The organism is Mesorhizobium sp. YC-39, assembly GCF_025753795.1.
In the GTDB taxonomy this organism is placed as follows: domain Bacteria; phylum Pseudomonadota; class Alphaproteobacteria; order Rhizobiales; family Rhizobiaceae; genus Mesorhizobium.
In genome coordinates, this window is the sequence record NZ_JAOWPS010000002.1 from 1305689 (window position 1) to 1324668 (window position 18980).

The 18980-nt window shown below is 64.5% G+C and carries 16 protein-coding genes; 1 reads left to right on the forward strand and 15 read right to left on the reverse strand.

Annotation, left to right across the window (positions count from 1 at the left end; all coding sequences use genetic code 11):
* Window positions 1-64 precede the first annotated feature (64 nt).
* The 15 genes from OHD62_RS15840 to OHD62_RS15910 all read right to left on the reverse strand — a co-directional run bounded on the left by OHD62_RS15840 (window position 65) and on the right by OHD62_RS15910 (window position 18049).
* On the reverse strand, window positions 65-1564 hold the full coding sequence (locus tag OHD62_RS15840; RefSeq protein WP_263783713.1) for an ATP-binding protein: 1500 nt from the start codon (window positions 1562-1564) through the stop codon (window positions 65-67).
* A 137-nt stretch (window positions 1565-1701) separates the two neighbouring features.
* Window positions 1702-2928, reverse strand: coding sequence for an MFS transporter (locus tag OHD62_RS15845; protein WP_263783714.1), 1227 nt, complete (start codon window positions 2926-2928; stop codon window positions 1702-1704).
* Window positions 2925-4313 carry an NAD(P)-binding protein gene (locus OHD62_RS15850; protein ID WP_263783715.1) on the reverse strand — a complete coding sequence of 463 codons (1389 nt, stop codon included), beginning with the start codon at window positions 4311-4313 and terminating at the stop codon, window positions 2925-2927. Before OHD62_RS15850 ends, OHD62_RS15845 begins: the two co-directional genes overlap by 4 nt.
* Window positions 4314-4359: 46 nt before the next feature.
* Complete coding sequence (locus tag OHD62_RS15855) at window positions 4360-4680, reverse strand: ArsR/SmtB family transcription factor (protein WP_263783716.1); 321 nt, start codon at window positions 4678-4680, stop codon at window positions 4360-4362.
* Window positions 4681-4749: 69 nt separating this feature from the next.
* Complete coding sequence (arsC, locus tag OHD62_RS15860) at window positions 4750-5172, reverse strand: arsenate reductase (glutaredoxin) (RefSeq protein ID WP_263783717.1); 423 nt, start codon at window positions 5170-5172, stop codon at window positions 4750-4752.
* A complete protein-coding gene (locus OHD62_RS15865; protein WP_318528601.1) occupies window positions 5169-5858 on the reverse strand; it encodes an MIP/aquaporin family protein in 690 nt (229 codons plus the stop codon). The genes arsC and OHD62_RS15865 overlap by 4 nt, the downstream gene beginning before the upstream one ends.
* Window positions 5859-5863: 5 nt before the next feature.
* On the reverse strand, window positions 5864-6370 hold the full coding sequence (locus tag OHD62_RS15870; RefSeq protein ID WP_263783718.1) for an arsenate reductase ArsC: 507 nt from the start codon (window positions 6368-6370) through the stop codon (window positions 5864-5866).
* A gap of 16 nt (window positions 6371-6386) precedes the next feature.
* On the reverse strand, window positions 6387-6719 hold the full coding sequence (locus OHD62_RS15875) for an ArsR/SmtB family transcription factor (RefSeq protein ID WP_263783719.1): 333 nt from the start codon (window positions 6717-6719) through the stop codon (window positions 6387-6389).
* 127 nt (window positions 6720-6846) lie between these two features.
* Window positions 6847-8331, reverse strand: coding sequence for an efflux transporter outer membrane subunit (locus tag OHD62_RS15880; protein WP_263783720.1), 1485 nt, complete (start codon window positions 8329-8331; stop codon window positions 6847-6849).
* An 11-nt stretch (window positions 8332-8342) separates the two neighbouring features.
* Complete coding sequence (locus tag OHD62_RS15885) at window positions 8343-11495, reverse strand: efflux RND transporter permease subunit (RefSeq protein ID WP_263783721.1); 3153 nt, start codon at window positions 11493-11495, stop codon at window positions 8343-8345.
* An 8-nt stretch (window positions 11496-11503) separates the two neighbouring features.
* Complete coding sequence (locus OHD62_RS15890) at window positions 11504-12784, reverse strand: efflux RND transporter periplasmic adaptor subunit (RefSeq protein WP_318528602.1); 1281 nt, start codon at window positions 12782-12784, stop codon at window positions 11504-11506.
* Window positions 12768-15914: an efflux RND transporter permease subunit gene (locus tag OHD62_RS15895; RefSeq protein WP_263783722.1), complete on the reverse strand. Its 3147-nt coding sequence runs from the start codon at window positions 15912-15914 to the stop codon at window positions 12768-12770. The genes OHD62_RS15890 and OHD62_RS15895 overlap by 17 nt, the downstream gene beginning before the upstream one ends.
* Window positions 15911-17080 (reverse strand): efflux RND transporter periplasmic adaptor subunit, encoded by a 1170-nt coding sequence (locus OHD62_RS15900; RefSeq protein ID WP_263783723.1) that lies wholly within the window; start codon window positions 17078-17080, stop codon window positions 15911-15913. Before OHD62_RS15900 ends, OHD62_RS15895 begins: the two co-directional genes overlap by 4 nt.
* On the reverse strand, window positions 17070-17249 hold the full coding sequence (locus OHD62_RS15905) for a hypothetical protein (protein ID WP_263783724.1): 180 nt from the start codon (window positions 17247-17249) through the stop codon (window positions 17070-17072). Before OHD62_RS15905 ends, OHD62_RS15900 begins: the two co-directional genes overlap by 11 nt.
* Window positions 17250-17341: 92 nt before the next feature.
* Entirely contained in the window at window positions 17342-18049 is a 708-nt protein-coding gene (locus tag OHD62_RS15910) for a hypothetical protein (RefSeq protein ID WP_263783725.1), read from the reverse strand.
* A gap of 211 nt (window positions 18050-18260) precedes the next feature.
* Here OHD62_RS15910 and OHD62_RS15915 point away from each other — a divergent pair, with 211 nt between their 5' ends.
* Window positions 18261-18980, forward strand: a complete 720-nt coding sequence (locus OHD62_RS15915) for a response regulator (RefSeq protein WP_263783726.1) — start codon at window positions 18261-18263, stop codon at window positions 18978-18980.

Below are 18980 nucleotides of genomic sequence, written 5' to 3' on the forward strand. Positions count from 1 at the left end.
AACCTATGCTGGCTCGGACTGGACAGAAGTCCTTTGGTTGTCCTTTGTGAGTCCTCTCCCATCCTCACAGCGCCAAACTCCCCTGCTCCGCCTCCCCGGCATTGGGGTCGCCCGGGGCCGTTGCCCAGGCGAGTTCCACCAGCGTCACGGTGCGTCGCCCGGTTCCATCGAGCTGGCAGACAATGAGGCCTTGCTCCTCGATATAGGTCAGCAAACGCCGGGCGCGGCGCAGCGAGTGCGAGCCATAGGCGCGGGCGATCGCCGCGTCGCTCGGGCAAGGCCAGCCCTCTTTCGCCGCGCGCGCGATCATCATGAACACGCCTTGCATGTCCTCGGGCAGAAGCGAAGCGCGCACCGAGACATCCTGCCAGGCGTCATCCCCCGCCATGTCGGAGCCGAGGCCGGCGCGCGCCCGCGTCAGCATGCGGCGGAACTCCGGCAGATCCGGCACGGCCGAGGCGAGACCCTCGATCCGGCAGCGGACGACGAACTCCTGATAAAGCACGCCGATAACACGAAAGCCCGCGTCGGGTTGCGCCAGAATGGCGCGCAGAACACGGTCGACACGCTCACGCCGCTGCGCCAGATCCTCGGCGCTGATCGGCGCCTCCATTGGTTCAGGGCGGATTTCCAGCGCCGCCGACTTCGCCGCCATCAGTTGGTCGAGCAGGTCCGGCGACGACCGGCGCTGCGGCCGGACAGTTTCGGGCGGCGGCGCCGCCAGGATGATGGCTCGTGCGTCCTCAAGTGCGGCTTCCGGCAACGGCATCAGGCGCGGAGTGCCATTGCGCGGACTTGTATCCGTCGGGCCGATGCGCACGCCCAGCGGACGGCGCGACAGCGCCGGGCCAAGCGCCATGAATTGTCCGCGCTCCAGGTCGCGAAAGGCCTCCGCCTGCCGCCGCTCCATGCCGAGAAGGTCGGCCGCGCGCGCCATGTCGATATCGAGAAAGGTCCGGCCCATGAGGAAATTGGAAGCCTCGGCGGCGACGTTCTTGGCAAGCTTGGCCAGCCGCTGCGTGGCGATGATCCCGGCAAGCCCGCGTTTGCGGCCCCGGCACATCAGATTGGTCATGGCGCCGAGCGAGAGCTTGCGCGCCTCGTCCGAAACCTCGCCGGCGACCGCCGGCGCGAAGAGCTGCGCCTCGTCCACCACCACCAGCATCGGGTACCAGTGATCGCGGGCGACCTCGAACAGCCCGCCGAGGAAGGCGGCGGCGCGCCGCATCTGGTTCTCGGCGTCGAGCCCTTCGAGATTGAGCACCGTCGAGACGCGATGGATGCGCGCCCGCTCACCGGCGCTCTGCAGACCGCGCTCGGTATGCTCCTCGGCATCGATAACCAGATGGCCAAAACGGTCGCCCAGCGACACGAAATCGCCTTCGGGGTCGATGATGGTCTGCTGCACCCAGGGCGCGCTCTGTTCCAGCAACCGCCGCAGCAGATGCGATTTGCCGGAGCCCGAATTGCCCTGCACCAGCAGGCGGGTCGCCAGCAGTTCCTCAAGATCCAGCGCCGCCGGAGTACCCGCGCTCGTGTGCCCCATCTCGATCGCAACGGTCATGTCTCGACTCTCCTTGGCCGAGAGGGCTTATCAACCCGATCGCAGCCCGTCGAGCACTCATGGCCGACAGCTCCCGTCTGCGCACAGGCTGTACGCGGATGGCCATTGTGACGTCGCGACTTCGTAGCGCTCGGCGATTATGAAACAGACTCGATTCCCGTGGCTCCGGGCCGGAAAAGCAGCAGCGCGAGTCCGCCGACCAGAACCACATTGACCAATGCAAGTGCTGACAGCACCGCAAGCATGCCATGCGCACCGGCTTGTTCGATAAGCAGCGCGCCCATGGAAGGGGCGGCGGCTTGAGCAATCAGGCTTGGCATGGCCAGACGACCCATAAGCCTGGCATAGCCGGAGGCGCCGAACAGGGCGAGTGGCAACGTCCCCCTGGCAATTGATTCCAGGCCGATGCCGGCGCCGTAAAACGCCAGGGCTAACGGGACGATCGGCATTCCCATCCAGAGAGCCAACACCCCGATCGCCACACATCCGACCGATACGACCTTTGTCCATATCGGGTGGTGATAGCGGGCAATGACCATCTCGACTGCGCGTGCGCCGACTTGCGACGGACCAACAAGCGCGCCCAGGCCTACCGCGGCGGCCAGCGCCATGCCGCTCGACTGGAGAACAGTCAGAAGGTGGACCGAGAGGGTGGAGGATATGACCGCTGCGAGCGTTATGGTTATGGCCAGGATGACCATGACCGGCGTCGATCTCGTCCTTGGTGTGGAAGCCATGACCATATTCTGGTCGGCTTGGCCGGCGGAACCGGCAACGCCGCGCGGCAGGATGAGGAGATATAGCGGCAGCGCGATCAGCAATTGTACGGCGGCATAGGTCAGGCATGTTCCACGCCACCCGATCTCCCCCATCAGAAAGGCCGAGAGCGGCCAGCAGATGGTGCTTGCAAAGCCGCCGAAGAGCGTAAGGCTGGTGATGGCGGATCTTGCCCCATGGCCGTAGAGGCGACCCAGGGTCGCGAAGGCGGCGTCATAAAGACCGGCCCCCATCCCAAGGCCAATCACCAGCCATGCCGCTATATAAACGATCAGGTTGGGAGCGGCAGCCAACCCAATCTGTCCGATCCCGATGAAAAGCGCGCTGGTCGCCAGGACATTTCGCCCGCCACGCTTCTCGATGGCAATCCCCACATAGGGCGAGATCAACCCGGCAATCAGCAATCCGAGGGACAGCCCTCCAACAACCCATGCCAGTGGCCAGCCTGTCTCGGCCGCGACTGTCGGCGCAATGACGGCCGGGAGATAGTAGGACGACCCCCATGCCATGATCTGCGTTACGCCCAATGCCGCGACGATCGTGCGGCGGCGGCGCATGACGGCCGTGGAAGGCGGCACAAGGCTCATGCCGCGACGCCACAGCCGCATCCCGCCTTGCCGCCCGCCTTTGCCTCGGCGTCCGCGACGCAGCAGGCATCGACCGCCGCCGGCGCCGGCCCGCCGCAGCAACCTTGCGATGAAGTGTCTGAAACAGATACCGGCACCACGCAAACGCCGGTCTCGGGCAATGCCAGTTGCACGGCATCGGCCGCCGCCATGTCGCCGGCGATCACAGCTGCGACCGAGCGGACCTGCTCGTAGCCCGTCAGCAGCAGAAACGTCGGTGCCCGGCCATAGCTCTTGATTCCAACCGTATAGAAATCCTGTTCCGGGTGGCTGAGTTCGCGATGCCCATGCGGCGGCACGTCACCGCATGAATGTTCGTTGGGATCGATGAGCGGCCCCAGCGCCTTGACGCTTTCGAGCCACGGATCGAGATCCAATCGAAGCTCCCGAGTCAAGGCGAGGTCGGGGCGCTGGCCCGTCGCGGCGATGATCCGGTCGACAGGGCCGAGCCTGCGCAATCCGTCCGTCGTTTGCCCCTCGACCACCAGGCGGCCGTCGACCTCGCGGATGGCAATTGTGGCAAAGCCCGTCACCAGCCGGACGCGGCCGCTCTCGACGAGATCGCGTGTATCGGAACCAAGCTCGCCCCGCGCCGGCAAGGCATCGGCATCACCGCCGCCATAGATGCGCACAAGATCGGTGCCGCGCGTCACCCATAGTGCCGAGGTGCCCGGTTCGGTTTCCGCTAGCCTGTCCAGGTCCAGCAGGGCATTTGCGGCGGAGTGGCCGGAACCGGCCACCAAGGTCACCCGGCCCGCATAGACCTGACGGTCCCGGCCGAGGACATCCGGTATGCCATAGGCAATCCGGCTGCCGAACTCGATCTCGCCTTCGGCCGCAATACCGCCCGCACCGAGCGGGTTCGGCGTCCGCCATGTGCCGGAGGCATCGATGACCGCGCGGGCGTTGTCCCGGCGCATGCCATTTGCGGTCTCGACCACAAGCATGAAGGGTTTTTGTTCGCGCCCCTTGCTCGGAACCTTGTCGGCGCCCCAGCGGGAAACGGCGACGACACGGGCATTGGTCTCGATAGACGGCGCCAGTTCGAAAAGCCTTGCGAGCGGAGCGAGATATCGCTCGACGATTTCATCGGCCGTGGGGAAAGCCTCCGGCTCCGGCATGTGCCAGCCATGGCTTTCGAGAAGTTTTCGAGCGACCGCATCGACACAGTAGCGCCACGGCGTAAAAACCCGCACATGGCCCCAGTCCCGCAGGTTCGATCCGACCTGTGACCCGGCCTCATAGAGCTTGACCGGCAGACCGCGGCTGATGAGTTGCGCCGCCGCTGCCAGTCCGACCGGTCCGCCGCCGATGATGGCGACCGGGAGAGTGCTGTCAGAAACCATAACACACCTTCTATATTTCTAGGACTATGGAAATAGTCGGCAAAAATTACGCGGCTGCCTCGCCGGAAGTCGGGGCGCACGCGGCATCGGCGCAGCATTCATCGGCGAGAAAACCGAGTAGTTCGTTCATGACAGGATAATTGGCGCGGCAGATCAGCGTCGTTGCCTGGCGTTCCTGGGTGACCAGGCCGGTCAGGATGAGCCGGTGGAGATGATGCGACAGGGTCGACGCGGCGATGCCCAGCGTCTCTTGCAGATAACCGACCGGTCGCCCGGCCTCGCCTGCCCTGACCAGCGTGCGATAGAGATTGAGCCGCCTCGGATTGCCGAGCGCCTCGAGCTGTCTTGCTGCTTGTTCGAGTTTCATGGAAATAGGCTAGCGCCTACTCGCGCGTGCCGTCAAGTGCTATTTCCATGATTATCGAAATAGAGGTCTTCAGATGAGGCGCCGCCCCGACGCATCGATCACCACTTCGCCGTCTTCCTTGGTGAACGGCCCGATATCGGGATTGGGCAGGATGTCGAGAACCACTTCAGACGGCCGTGCCAGGACGACACCGAGCGGGCTCACCACGATCGGCCGGTTGATCAGGATTGGATGCGCCAGCATGAAATCGATGATCTCGTCATCGCTCCACTTCGGGTCGCCGAGCTTGAGTTCGGCGTAAGGCGTACCCTTCTCGCGCAGCAATTCGCGCGGCGTCATCCCCATTGCGGCGATAAGCTCGACCAGCCGTTCTCGCGACGGCGGGTTTTTCAGATACTCGATCACCTCCGGCTCCTCGCCGGACTGTTTGATGATGGCCAACGTGTTGCGCGACGTGCCGCAGTCGGGGTTGTGGTAAATGGTAACGGTCATTCGGCAGCCTTCATCTGTTCGATTGGCTTGGGTTCGGCGAGCAGCCATCCTGCCAAAATCATTGCAAGCAGTGCGCCGAGAAATTCGGCGAGGATGAATCCCGGCAGGTCGACAGGACGGATGCCGGCGAAAGTATTGGAGAAGGCCCGCGCGATGGCGACGGCCGGATTGGCGAAGGACGTCGATGCCGTGAACCAGTAGGCTGCGGTGATGTAGAGCCCGACCAGCCACGGAATTGCATCCAAGCGGAAGCGAAGACCCGCAAGGATGGTGAAGACCAGGCCGAAGGTGGCCACCACTTCCGCAAGCCATTGTCCGCTTCCCGTTCTGGCCGTCTCGGCTACTTGCAGAATTGGCTGCTCGAACATGGCATGCGCCAGAAACGTCCCGGCAAGGCCGCCCGCGACTTGCGCCAGGAGATAGGCCAGTGCGGCGTTCGCCCCTATCTCCCGCCTGAGCGCAAAGACCAGCGTCACCGCCGGATTGAAATGCGCGCCCGAGATCGGGCCGAGTATGGTGATCAGCACCACAAGGATCGCCCCTGTCGGCAAGGTGTTGCCGAGCAGGGACACGGCGACGTCATCGCTCAAACGGTCCGCCATGATGCCCGAACCGACCACCGTGGCGACGAGCATCGCCGTGCCGAGCGCTTCCGCGACGATGCGACGGGATAGGTCAGCTGCCATGATCTCTAGCCGGCTATCGGAAGATTGCGGCCGATTTCATCGAGCCGCTTCTGCAGGGCGAGCTTGTCGATCATGTTCATCGGCAGGCTGACGAAGATCGAAATCCGGTTGTTGAGCATGCGATAGGCTTCGGCGAAGGCCAGATGCTTTTCTGCGTCCGTGCCCTCGACGGCGGCAGGGTCGGGCACGCCCCAATGCGCCGTCATCGGCTGGCCCGGCCAGATCGGGCAGGATTCATTGGCCGCGTTGTCGCAGACCGTGAAAACGAAATTCATTTCAGGCGCGCCGGGAACCGCGAATTCCTGCCAGTCTTTCGAACGGGCGAAGGACGTATCGTGGTTGAGGGTTTTCAAAAGCTGGAGCGTATAGGGATGGACCGCCCCCTTCGGGTGCGAACCGGCCGAATAAGCCTTGAACTTGCCGGCTCCGACACGGTTTAGAATGGCCTCGGCGAGGATCGAGCGAGCCGAATTGCCGGTGCAAAGGAAAAGAACATTATATGTTTCGCTCACGGTTCATGCCTCCCTTCTAACATTTGCAAGTTACAGCCTGGATGGCGGGCTGACAGAGTTCCGGCGCGCCGTTGCAGCAATCCTCCATGAGATAGGCAAGCAGATCGCGAAAGCCGGTCATGTCGGCGACATAGCGGATCGTTCGGCCCTCACGCTCGGCGCGAACGAGCCCGGCATGGTCAAGAACCTTGAGATGCGCCGACATGGTGTTCTGCACCGTACCCAGGCGCGCGGCGACCTCGCCGGCCGGCACACCGTCTGCGCCCGCCCGGACCAGCAAGCGAAAGACTTCGAGCCTGGTGTCCTGGCCAAGTGCTGCCAATGCACGGAGAGCGGCGTTCTTATCCATATATCTATGAATCCAGATGCAAGGATGTTTAGGGAAAACATATGACAATTGGATGACGACATGCAAGCGACCCCCGATCCAGATATCCGATTTCGTCGATTTCCTCTCCGTGATGAATGGAGCGGCCTCAGGGTTTCGACGCCAGCCGCGGGCCGGTCTTGGTGTCGACCACCTCCGGCTTGCTCGCATCGATCATACCGTCCCAGCCGCCGCCGAGCGCCTTGTTGAGGGCGATGTAGTCGGTGGCGATGGCAATGCGGCTTTGCAGCAGATCGTCCTCGGCCGAGTAGAGCGACCGCTGGGCGTCGAGCACATCGAGGAGGCTGGTCTCGCCAGCCTTGAAGAGCGTGCTTTCCAGGCGCACCGCCTCGCCATAGGATTTCGCGGAAGAGGCAAGCCTGCCGTTCTTGATGCGCTCCTGGCGCAGCGAAATGATCGCGTTTTCCACATCCTCGAGCGCTGTCAGCACCGACGATCTGTAAGCGATGAAATACTGGTCGCGCTGGGCTTTGGCGACCTCGACGGCGGCCTTCAACTGGCCGGCGTTGAAGACCGGCACGCTGAGCGTTGGCCCGAAAGACCAGCCGATCGAGGAGTTCTTGCCGAGGTCGCCGAGTTTGAGCGCGGATGTGTCGATGTCTCCGGTGAGACTGACGCTGGGATAGCGGGCCGCCTCCGCCTGGCCGATCTTGGCGGTGTATTGCGCGTATTGCCGCTCAGCCATGCGCACATCGGGGCGGGCAAGCAGAATGTCGGACGGAATCCCGGTCGGGATAGGCAGACGCGGCGCCGGTATCGGCGCGCCGTGCTTCAGCCGCTCGTTCAGGGCGGCGGGCGGTCGGCCGGTGAGCACCGAAAGGCGGTGTACCGCTTCGGCATAGCCTGCTTCCAGCGTCGGGATATCGGCTTCGGTGCTGCTTGCCTGGCCCATGGCTTTCGCGACATCCGCTGCCGTCGCAGTGCCGGCCTTCGCCATGGCCCGGGTGAGTGCGGCGGTTTGATTTTGCGAGGCGGCTGCGCGCCGGGCGAGTTGGATACGCGCCTGATAGCCACGCGCCTGGGTGTAATAGGATGCAACATCGCCGACCAGTGTCAGCAGGGTCGAGCGCAGCTCCTCCGCGGAAGCATCCAGCCTGTAGCGGGCGGCCTCTACGCTTCTATGATTGGCGCCGAACAGGTCGAGTTCCCAACTGGCGTCGAAACCCGCCTGGTATTCGCTGTAGGTAGCGCTGGTGCCTGACGTAGTCGCCGCCGACTTGCTGCGGGCGGCGGAGCCGGAGCCATCGACCGACGGCAGCAATGTGCCGAGGCTCTGGCGATAGCTGGCGCGCGCCTCGCGGATCCTGGCCTTGGCGGTGGCGACATCGAGATTACTGGAAACCGCCTGCTCGACAAGCGCGTTCAACTCCGGATCGCGCAGGCGCTGCCACCATTTCGACAGTTGCGCCGGTTGAGCGGATTTTGCCGGCTTCTGGCCGCTCCAGTTTGCCGGCATCGGCAGGATCGGTGTTTGATAATCCGGACCGACGACGCATCCCGAGAGCAGGGCGGCGGTGAAAATAGGCACAATCGTCCGCCTCGCGGCCCACGAGCCACGTTCAAAACCTGTCATGGAAAGAACCCTTATTGCTGGTTGGCTGTTGCTGGCGTCTCGCCCGTATCCTGCCCAGTATCCTTGACTGCCTTGCCCCTAAAGATGCGCCGCACCGTGACGAACAGCAGCGGCACCAGGAACACGCCAATCACCGTCGCCGCGATCATGCCGCCCATGACGCCGATGCCGACGGAGTTCTGCGCCCCCGAGCCGGCGCCGCTGGCGATGGCGAGCGGCGTGACGCCGAGGATGAAGGCCAGCGACGTCATCAGGATCGGTCGCAGCCGTTGTCGCGCAGCCTCCAGCGTCGCCTCGACGAGACCCATGCCGGCGGTCTGCCGCTCGATGGCAAACTCGACGATGAGGATGGCGTTCTTGGCGGCGAGGCCGATCGTGGTCAGCAGCCCGACCTTGAAATAGACGTCGTTGGTCTGGCCGAACAGGCTCGCCGCCAAGAGCGCACCGAAGATGCCGATCGGCACCGACAGCATGACCGCGAAAGGGATCGACCAGCTTTCATAGAGCGCGGCCAGGCACAGGAACACGACCAGCGCCGAAATCGCATAGAGCGACAGCGCCTGATTGCCGGAAAGCCGCTCCTGATGCGACAGCCCGGTCCATTCGTGGGAATATCCTGCGGGAAGCTGCGCCACCAGCCTGTCGATCTCGTCCATCGCAGCACCTGAACTCACGCCAGTGGCCGCAGCGCCCTGGATCTCCACCGCCGCCGAACCATTGTAGCGTTCGAGCCTGGGCGAGCCGAATGTCCAGTGGCTGGAGGCGAAGGCAGAGAACGGCACCATGGCGCCGTTGGAATTGCGGACCCGCCATTTGTCCAGGTCTTCCGGCTGCATGCGGAAGTTCGGGTCCGACTGCAGATAGACCGGCTTCACCCGTCCGCGATCGATGAAGTCGTTGACGTAGTCGCTGCCCCAGGCAGTGGAAAGCGTGTTGTTGATGTCGGCGAGGCTGACGCCCAGCGCGCTCGCCTTTTCCTCGTCGATATCCACCGAAAATTGCGGCTGGTCTTCCTGGCCGTTGGGGCGAGTATTGGCGAGCAGCTTGCTCTGCCCGGCCAAGGCCAGAAGCTGGTTGCGCGTCTGGATCAGCGCGTCATGGCCGGCGCCGTTGACGTCCTGCAGGTAGAAGTCGAAGCCGTTGGTGTTGCCGAAACCCTGGATGGCGGGAGGGGCAAGCGCGAAGACCTGGGCATCCCTGATCTTGGAAAAAGCGCCCATCGCCCGGCCGGCGACAGCTTGCGCCGCCAAGGCCGGCGATTTGCGATGGCTGAAATCCTTCAGTGGCACGAACGCAATACCGACATTCTGCCCGGCGCCGCCAAAGCCGAAGCCCGAGGCGGTGAAGACCCCTTCGACCGCGTCCTTTTCGTCCTTGAGATAGTGGTCGGTCACTTGGGCCAGCACGCGCTCGGTCCGGTCCTGCGTCGCGCCGACCGGCAATTGCACGCTGGTGATCAGGATGCCCTGGTCCTCTTCCGGCAGGAACGAACTCGGCAACCGGGCAAACATCCAGCCCATGGCGATGACGATGGCCAGGAACACGACGAGGAAGCGCTTGCCCCGGTTGATGATGCCATGCGAGCCGTCGCGATAGGCTGTTGTGCCGCGGTCGAAGACCCGGTTGAACCAGCCGAACGGACCCTTCTGCGTCGCATGGTCCTTGGGTGGCCGCAGGATGGTGGCGCAAAGCGCCGGCGTCAGCACAAGTGCTACCAGCACCGACAGCACCATCGCCGAGACGATAGTGACCGAGAATTGCCGGTAGATGATACCGGTCGAGCCGCCGAAGAACGCCATCGGCACGAACACCGCCGACAGCACGGTGGCGATGCCGACCAGCGCACCGGTGATTTCGTTCATCGACTTGCGCGTCGCCTCCTTGGGCGGCAGGCCCTCCTCCTGCATCACGCGCTCGACATTCTCGACGACGACGATGGCGTCGTCGACGAGCAGGCCGATGGCCAGCACCATGGCGAACATGGTCAGCGTGTTGACCGAATAGCCGAAGAGCGACAGCACGCCGAACGTGCCGAGCAGCACAACCGGCACGGCGATCGTTGGAATGATGGTCGCGCGCAGGTTCTGCAGGAAGACGAACATCACCAGGAACACCAGCACGATCGCCTCGGCCAGCGTCTTGACCACCTCCTCGATCGACAGCCGCACGAAGGGCGAGGTGTCGTAGGGATAGACGACCTCGACGCCTTGCGGGAAGGTCGAGCTCAGCCGGTTGATCGTCGTGCGCACCGCCTCGGCGGTATTGATGGCGTTGGCGCCGGTCGCCAGGTTGACGGCGACACCAGCTGCCGGCTTGCCGTTGTAGTTGGCTTGAGTCGTATAGCTTTCGGCGCCGAGTTCGACAGTCGCGACATCGTTGAGGCGAACCAGCGAGCCGTCCGTCTGGCTCTTCAGGATGATGTTGCGAAACTGTTCGGCGGTTTGCAGCCGGCTCTTGGCGGTCACCGTGGCATTGAGCTGCTGGCCCTTGCGCGCCGGCAGGCCGCCGAGCTGGCCTGCTGAAACCTGCGTGTTCTGCGCTTCGATCGCCGAGGCGATGTCGCTCGGCATCAGGGCATATTTGGCGAGCTGGTCCGGGTCGAGCCAGATGCGCATGGCATAGCCGGAGCCGAAAAGCTGCGTCGAGCCGACACCCTCGACGCGCTTCAGCGTGTCGTTGATGGTAGAGTCGACATAGTCGGCGAGATCGGTCGAGTTCATCTTGCCGTCGCTGGAGACGAAGCCGATGACCATCAGGAAGCCGGTCGAGGATTTGGAGACGGTGATGCCGTTGCTCTGCACCACCTGCGGCAGTTGCGACTGCACCAGTTGCAGCTTGTTTTGCGTCTGCACCTGGGCGGTGTCGGGATCGGCGGCCGTGGTGAAGGTCAGCGTTATCGAGGCTGAACCGGTCGAGGTCGACGTCGCCGTCATATAGTCGAGATTGTCGATGCCGGTCATGCCTTGCTCGATGACCTTGGTCACCGAATTTTCCACCGTCTGGGCGTCGGCGCCCGGATAGGTCGCGCTGATGTTGACCGTGGTCGGCGCAATCTGCGGGTATTGCGAGATCGGCAGCGAGGTGAGCGCGAGCAGGCCGCCCAGCATGATCACGATGGCGATCACCCAGGCAAAGATCGGCCGGTTGATGAAAAACGCGGACATGATGTGCCTCAGTTGTTGCTTGAGGCGCCTTGCGCCGGTTTCTGGCCGCTATCGGCTGCTTGCAAGGGAGCGGGCGCGGCCGAGGATTGACGCTCCTCGATCTCGCCGGTCGCTTCGTCGATCGTCACTTCGACACCCGTTGCATCGCCGCCGGCGCGCACGAGCTGCATGCCCTCGACGATGACGCGGTCGCCGTCGCCGACGCCTGAATCCACCAGCCAGTTGTTGCCGACGCTGTTGCGCACGGCGAGAACGCGCGTCTCGACCTTGCCCTCGGCATTGATGACCATTGCCGTCGCCTCGCCCTTGGTGTTGCGGCTGACGCCGCGCTGCGGCACCAGGAAACTGTTCGGGGCGACGCCCTCCTCGACCAGCGCCCGCACATACATGCCGGGCAGAAGCAGGCGGTCCGGATTGGGGAACTCGGCTCTCAGCGCGAAAGTGCCGGTCGTCTGGTCGACATTGGCGCCAGAGAATTCCAGCTTGCCGGTCTGCGCATAGATGGTGCCGTTGTCGAGCTTCAGCTTGACGCTGACATTGGGGCCGCTGAACTTCAGCCGCCCTTCCGAAATGGCCTGGCGCAGATTGAGCAGATTGGTACTCGACTGCGTGACATCGACATTGATCGGATCGAGCGCACGGATGGTGGTCAGCACCGTATCCTGGTTGGCGGTGACCAGGGCTCCGGGGGTCAGCGTGGATTTGTCGATGCGGCCGGCGATCGGCGCGGTGATCGAGGTGCGGTCGAGACTGATGCGCGCGGTCTCGACGCTGGCCTTGGCCGACGCCACATCCGCCTGGGCCTGTGCAAGTGTGGCGGCGGCATCGTCATAATCCTGTTTCGAGACCACGTTCTGCTTCAGCAATCCGGCATAGCGGTCGAACTTGGCCTGCGCGGAAGGCAAGGCGGCCTCCGCCTTCTGCCGGGCCGCGACGGCGCTGTCATAGTCCGCTTTGTAGCTTGCCGGATCGATGAGGTAGAGCGGCTGCCCCGCCACCACTTCGCTGCCCTCCTTGAACAGCCGCTGCTGGATGATGCCATTCACCTGCGGCCGGACCTCGGCAATCAGCGAAGCCGAGGTGCGCCCCGGCAATTCGGCGGTGATCGCCACCGATTGCGGATGCAAGGTGACGACGCCGACCTCGGGTTTGCCGACACCGCCCATACCTGCAGGGGCGTTGCTTTGCTCCTGCGAGCAGGCAGCCAGAAGAAGCGCCGCGCACAGCATTCCGGCCCAGGGCGCGATCCGGCGTAGCGGCAGCGGAGACTGACTAGACTGGATGCGCATGGCCTGGATCTTTCCCTGAAATTGCGGTCGCCGCCTGGCTGTCGGCATCGGATCGTTCCACCAGGAGCCGAGACAGATGCCGGCCGAGAAAGTGCTGGATATCGTCCATGAAGGTGTAGACGACCGGCACGTAGACGAGGCTGAGCAGGGTCGACGAGATGAGCCCGCCGATTACGGCGATGGCCATCGGCGCGCGCGTCTCGGCATCGGCGCCGATGCCGAGTGCGATCGGCAGCATGCCGGCGCCCATGGCGATCGATGTCATGACGATCGGCCGCGCCCGCTTGCGGGCGGCGTCGAGCAGTGCCTCGAAACGGCTCATGCCGCGTTCCTTCTGCGCCACCAGAGCATACTCCACGAGCAGGATCGAGTTTTTGGCCGCGATGCCCATCAGCATCAGTATGCCGATGAGCGGCGATAAGCCAAGCGCCTTGCCGGTGATCAGCATGAAGCCGAGCGCACCGCCCACCGACAGCGGCAGCGCCACCAGGATCGTCACCGGCTGCACGAAGCCGCGGAACAGAAGCACCAGTGTCAGATACATCAGCACGATGCCGGCGGCGATCGCCATGGCAAATCCGCTGAACAGTTCCTGCATGCGGGCGGCGTCGCCCCGCGCCAGTTCGTGCACGCCCGCCGGCAGATTTTGCATGGCCGGCAAATCGCGGATCGCCGTAGTCGCCTCGCCGAGCGTGATGCGGGAAAGATCAGCCTCTATCGTGGCGCTGCGGCTGCGATCCACCCGCGTGATGCTGTTGGGGCCTGCGCTGAAGCTGATGTCGGCGATCGCGGCAAGCGGTACGGTGCCCTTGCTGCCGGTCAGCGGCAGGATGGCAAGCTTTGCGGGATCGTCGATCGCGCCATCGGGCAAGGTCACCACGATCGACACCTGGCGGTCGCCGAGATTGAATTTCGGCAGGCTGGTGTCGGTGTCGCCGACGGTGGCGATCTTCACCGTCTGGGCGATCTCGGTCGGAGTAATGCCGAGCTCGGCCGCCCTGGCGCTGTCGGGGCGCACGATCAGCTCCGGCTTTGTAGTCGCAGCCGTCGAGGTCGGATTGCTGAGGCCGGGAACCGACTTCATCTGGTCGATCAGCGCATCGCTGGTCTGCTGCAGCGCATCGCCATTGTCGCCGACCAGCGTGATCGACACCTTGGCGCCCGAAAAGCCGTCGGCGCCGAACTGGATACGGGCACCGGGAATGTCGTTGAGCTTCGGTGAGGCGTCGGCCTCAAATTCCTGCTGGCTGACCATTCGCTCGTCGCGCGGCTTCAGATTGACGGTGACATTGGCGCTGCGCACTTCGGCCGAGGTCGATCCGCGATTCGGGCCGCCGCCCGACTCGGCCGCCGTGCCAATCGTGGCGAAGACGCTGTCGACCGCCGGTTCGCCCTCGAGGCGTTTGGTGATGTCCTTGACCACGGCCGTCGTCTGCTCGATCGTCGATCCCGGCTGCAGCTCGACCGAGATCATCGAGCGGCCGCGATCGGTCGCCGCCATGAATTCGGTCGGCAGCTGCGCCGCCAGCGCCATCGAGCCGGCAAAGAAGGCGATGCCGGCCAAAAGCGTGATCCAGCGATGGTCGAGCGCCTTGCGCAGCAGCCACAGATAGGTCGGCACCCAGGCCGGCGTGTCCTCTTCGCTGTGGCCGCCGGCGCGCACGAGGTAGGCGCCCATCAGCGGGGTCAGCATGCGCGCCACCAGGAGCGAGAATAGCACCGACACGCACACCGCGACCGCGAACGAGAAGAAGAATTTTCCGGGAATGCCCGGCATGAAGGCCACCGGCAGGAAGACGGCGACGATGGTGGCGGTGGTCGCCACCACGGCGAGCCCGATCTCGTCGGCAGCCTCGATCGCCGCCTGATAGGCGCTGACGCCGGTCTGTCGCATATGGCGCACGATGTTCTCGATCTCGACGATGGCGTCGTCCACGAGGATGCCGACCACCAGCGACAGCGCAAGCAAGGTGATATTGTTGAGCGAGATGTCGAACGCCGCCATCACCGCGAAGGTCGGGATCAGCGACAGCGGCATGGCGACCGCCGACACCAGCGTCGCCCTGATGTCGCGCAGGAACAGCCAGACGACGCCAATGGCCAGCAGCGCGCCGAGCCACAGCGCCTCGAACGCCGCATCGTAACTTTCCCTTACGAAGCCGGAAGACGAGGTGACCTCGGTAAATGTCGCCGCTGTTGTCTTCGAACCCATCTCCGCGATTGCGGCGCGCGCGGCCTTGACCACGTCGATTTCGCTCGAGCCGACGGACCTGTAGATATTGAAAGCGACGACCTCCCTGCCATCGAGATAGGCGGCCTGCCGTGGCTTTTCCCAGCTGTCGACGACTTTGCCGAGGTCGGAGAGCTTGACGTCGCCGGCCTTCGAAAACGCAACGCGTGTATCTGCCAGTGCCTCGACAGTGGTAACGCTGCCCAGCGTGCGCACCGACTGCTCCTGGCTGCCGATGGTGGTGCGGCCGCCCGGCTGGTTGACGTTGATGGCAGCGAGCGTCTGGCTGACATCGCCGGCGCTGATCCCGAGCGCGGCGAGGCGGTCGGGATCGAGCTCGACACGGATGACCCGGTCGACGCCGCCCGAACGGGTGATCTTGGACACGCCGCCGACGCCGAGCATCGCCTTGGCGACATCGTTGTCGATATACCAGCTCAACGCATCGGGCGACATGGTTGGCGCCTCGACCACATAGGTCAGCACCGAATTGCCCGTCGCATTGACCTTCGCCACGACCGGCGCCTGGGCGGCCGCCGGCAGGCTGGCCTGCACGCCGGAAACCGCATTGCGCACATCGTTGGTGGCCGTCTCGGGGTCGGTGTCGAGCGTGAACTCGACCGTGGTAACCGAGGACCCTTCACTGAGCGAGGTCGAGACGTCATCGACGCCGTCCAGGCTCGCCACGGCGTTCTCGATGACTTGCGCGACCTGCACTTCCATCTCGCTGGGTGCTGCACCCGCCTGCGTCACCGTGACAGTGACCGTCGGCAGGTCGATGTCCGGCATGTTGTTGGTGCGCAGTTGCATGAAGCCGTAGAGGCCGGCGATCGTCAGTGACAGGAACAGAACGATGGTCGGAACCGGATTGCGGATCGACCAGGAGGAAATAGCGTTCATCGCACCGTCTCCGTGCTCGATACGGCCTTGTCACTGTCGCCCGCCGCGACGCGAACGAGGTTGCCGTCATTGAGCAGGCCGGCGCCGGAGACGACGACGCTCTCGCCTTCAGCCAGCCCGGAGGCGATGGCGACGCGGCCATCCTTGCGGCTGTCGGTCTCGACGCGGCGGGCCGCGACCTTGCCATCCTTGCCGACGACGAAGACTCCCGGCCTGCCGTCGCGCCAGGTCAGCGCGCTTTCCGCGACGTTCAGCACCTCCGCCGCCGACGTGGCGATCGAGACTCGGGCGAACATGCCCGGCCGGAGCCCAGAATTGTCCAGCGGCGCGACATAGACCGTGCCCAGCCTTGTGGTGCCGTCGACCTTCTCGGCGATCGAGCTGACCCTGCCGGAAAACACCCGGCCGGAGGCGTCGGTTATGGTCGCCGCCTGGTCGGTCGTGATCGCCGCCAGATCCTTCTCGGGCACCTGCACGGCGACCTCGACCTTGCCGTCGCGCACAATCCGCATCAGTTCCGTGCCTGACTGAACGATGGAGCCGGCGACCGCCGGCCTGGTGGAAACCGTGCCGTCGAAGGGAGCGTGGATTTCAGTCCGTGCGAGCTGCGCGGCGATGTTGTCCGCCGCCGCCTCGGCCTGGGCGAGCTGCGCCTGGCTGGTCCTGACCGTGGTTGCTCTTTCCTCGGCCGTCTCGGCGCTGATCGCATTGCTGGCGATGAGTTTCCTGGCGCGGGCCGCCGCCGTCTCGGCCGCCTCCAGCGTCGCGCGCGCCTGCTCGATGGCTGCCTTCTGCTCGGCGAGTTGGGCCTTCAGCACCGCATCGTCGAGGCGCGCGATCACCTCGCCCTTGCTGACATGGTCGCCTTCGGCAACGAGGATCTCGGTCAGTTGCAGGCCGCTGGTTTGCGCGCCGATCATGGCTTCCTGCCATGCCTGGGCCGTGCCGGTGGCGGTGATCACCGCAGCGATTTCATCCTTGCGCACCTTTTCGACCGAAACTGTCAGGGAGGCCTGCGTGACGGCGGCCACGCGGTTCGCGGTCGCGCCAGCCTCGCTCGCATCGGCATTGCCGCGGCCATAGGCCTTGAGGATGGCGGCAATCGCAATGGCGAGAATGACGGCGCAAAGCAGCAGGTATTTCTTGCGCGATGAACTAGAGGCCATGTGACTTTTCGCCGTCAACTGAATTCTCGATAAAGGGAGCGCCGAGCGAAAGACGCCAGGTGCCGAAGACGAGCCTGGTCGCGCCGGTGAAGGCCTGCAGCGACCGAAGCGCCGTCGCCGAACCGCGGCGATGCTGCTGGGGCGCGGCCGCCATCAGCAGCCGCAGCATAAAGAACATCTCCCACATGGAAATCCTCGTTCATAAGAGGCCGGCCGGCCCGGCACAACGGCGGGGGGCGACGGGCCGGCCGGTGCAGCCGGTCAGAGTTGCTCGCCCATCCGGGGTAGGGGTGGCGGAAGCTGCCTGCCAGGATCGGGCAGGCCTCCGGAGCCGGCTGCATCATTCGGCGGATTGCCCCATGGGCCTCGGGGTGGTCCATGAGGTCTATCCGCCGAAGCAAGGATTTCGAGCTGTTCGGGCGTCAGCTTGGCGCGAAGTGTCGCGATCGCATCCTTCAGCTTTGCTGCCGAGGCGGCGCGAGCGGTGACATCGTCGGCCAGCTTTTCCTGGAAAGCGAAGGGATCGCGTGGACCCTGATTGCCATTGCCGCCAGGGCCTCCCGCGGCGGCACCGTGCTTGCCGGGACCATCCGGACCATGATCGGGCCGCGCCAGCACCGCTTGCAGCGCGCTGGTATAGTCGCGCCAGGCGTCGAGCTGCTCGACCCTGACGCCGATACGGGTCTCCAGCATGGACAGCCGGGCGGCGAGTCTGAATTCCGGCGGTGGTCCCATGCGGCGCGGCCCGCTGCCTTGCGGGCCGAAGCGCTGCGGATCGGAACCATCCGGGCCGGGCCGCATCGGCCGGTGTGGGCCGCCCCACGACATTGGACCGTCATCCGCCCCGCTCTGCATAACTGCGAACTGCGGTTCCCCGCCGGATCCACCGGCAGGGTCGGTCGGCTGCGAAAGCGCCGGATGGATGAGCGCGATGGAGAAGAGGCTGAGGGCAAGAAGTCTGCTTTGCATGATGTAATCCTTTCCCGCATGCTTCGGATGGCAGCAGGATAGGAAGCGTCCTTTTCTCCTTTGCTTCGCTCTGTTGCCAAAGGTTTCCAGAAAAGGGAGATTTGTTTCCGAATGTTTCTGCCTGCCTGCCGGAAACATTCAGTTGCAATTTTCCATGCCGCTCGCCCACCGCACTCCCTATAATCGGCACGGAACAGGCAACAGGCTGACAATGCAGGCACAATCCCACATCCTTGTCGTCGACGACGACCGCGAGATCAGGACGCTGCTTGGGCGCTATCTCGACGGCCAGGGTTTTCGTGTCTCGGTGGCGGCCGACCGGCGCGAATGCGAGCAGAAGCTCGGCTCCGGCCAGTTCGACATGATCGTGCTCGATGTCATGCTGCCCGACGGCTCCGGGCTCGACATCTGTCGCGCCTTGCGGGATCGCAAGCCACATATTCCGGTCATCCTGCTGACGGCGCTGAAGGAGGATGTGGACCGCATCATCGGTCTGGAGCTCGGCGCCGACGATTATCTCGGCAAGCCGTTCAATCCGCGCGAACTTACCGCCCGTATTCGAGCTGTTCTCAGGCGCTCGACGCCGGAGGAGACCGCCCCGCCTCGCATGCGCGTCTACCGGTTCGCCGGCTACAGGCTGGAGCCGGACACGCGCAAGGTGACGGATGCCGAGGGCGCGCAGGTCGACCTTACCGGCGCCGAGTTCGACCTGCTTCAGGTCTTCCTTGACCGCCCCGGACGGCTGCTGTCGCGCGATCAGCTGCTTGATCTGACGCAAGGCCGCGAGCGCGATCCGCTCGAACGTTCCGTCGATGTGCTGATGAGCCGGCTGCGCCGCAAGTTCGCCGGGATCGACGAGGGACCCTTGTTCAAGACGGTGCGCAATGGTGGCTACCAGCTCACTGCGCGCGTCGAGACGGCGGAGACCTAG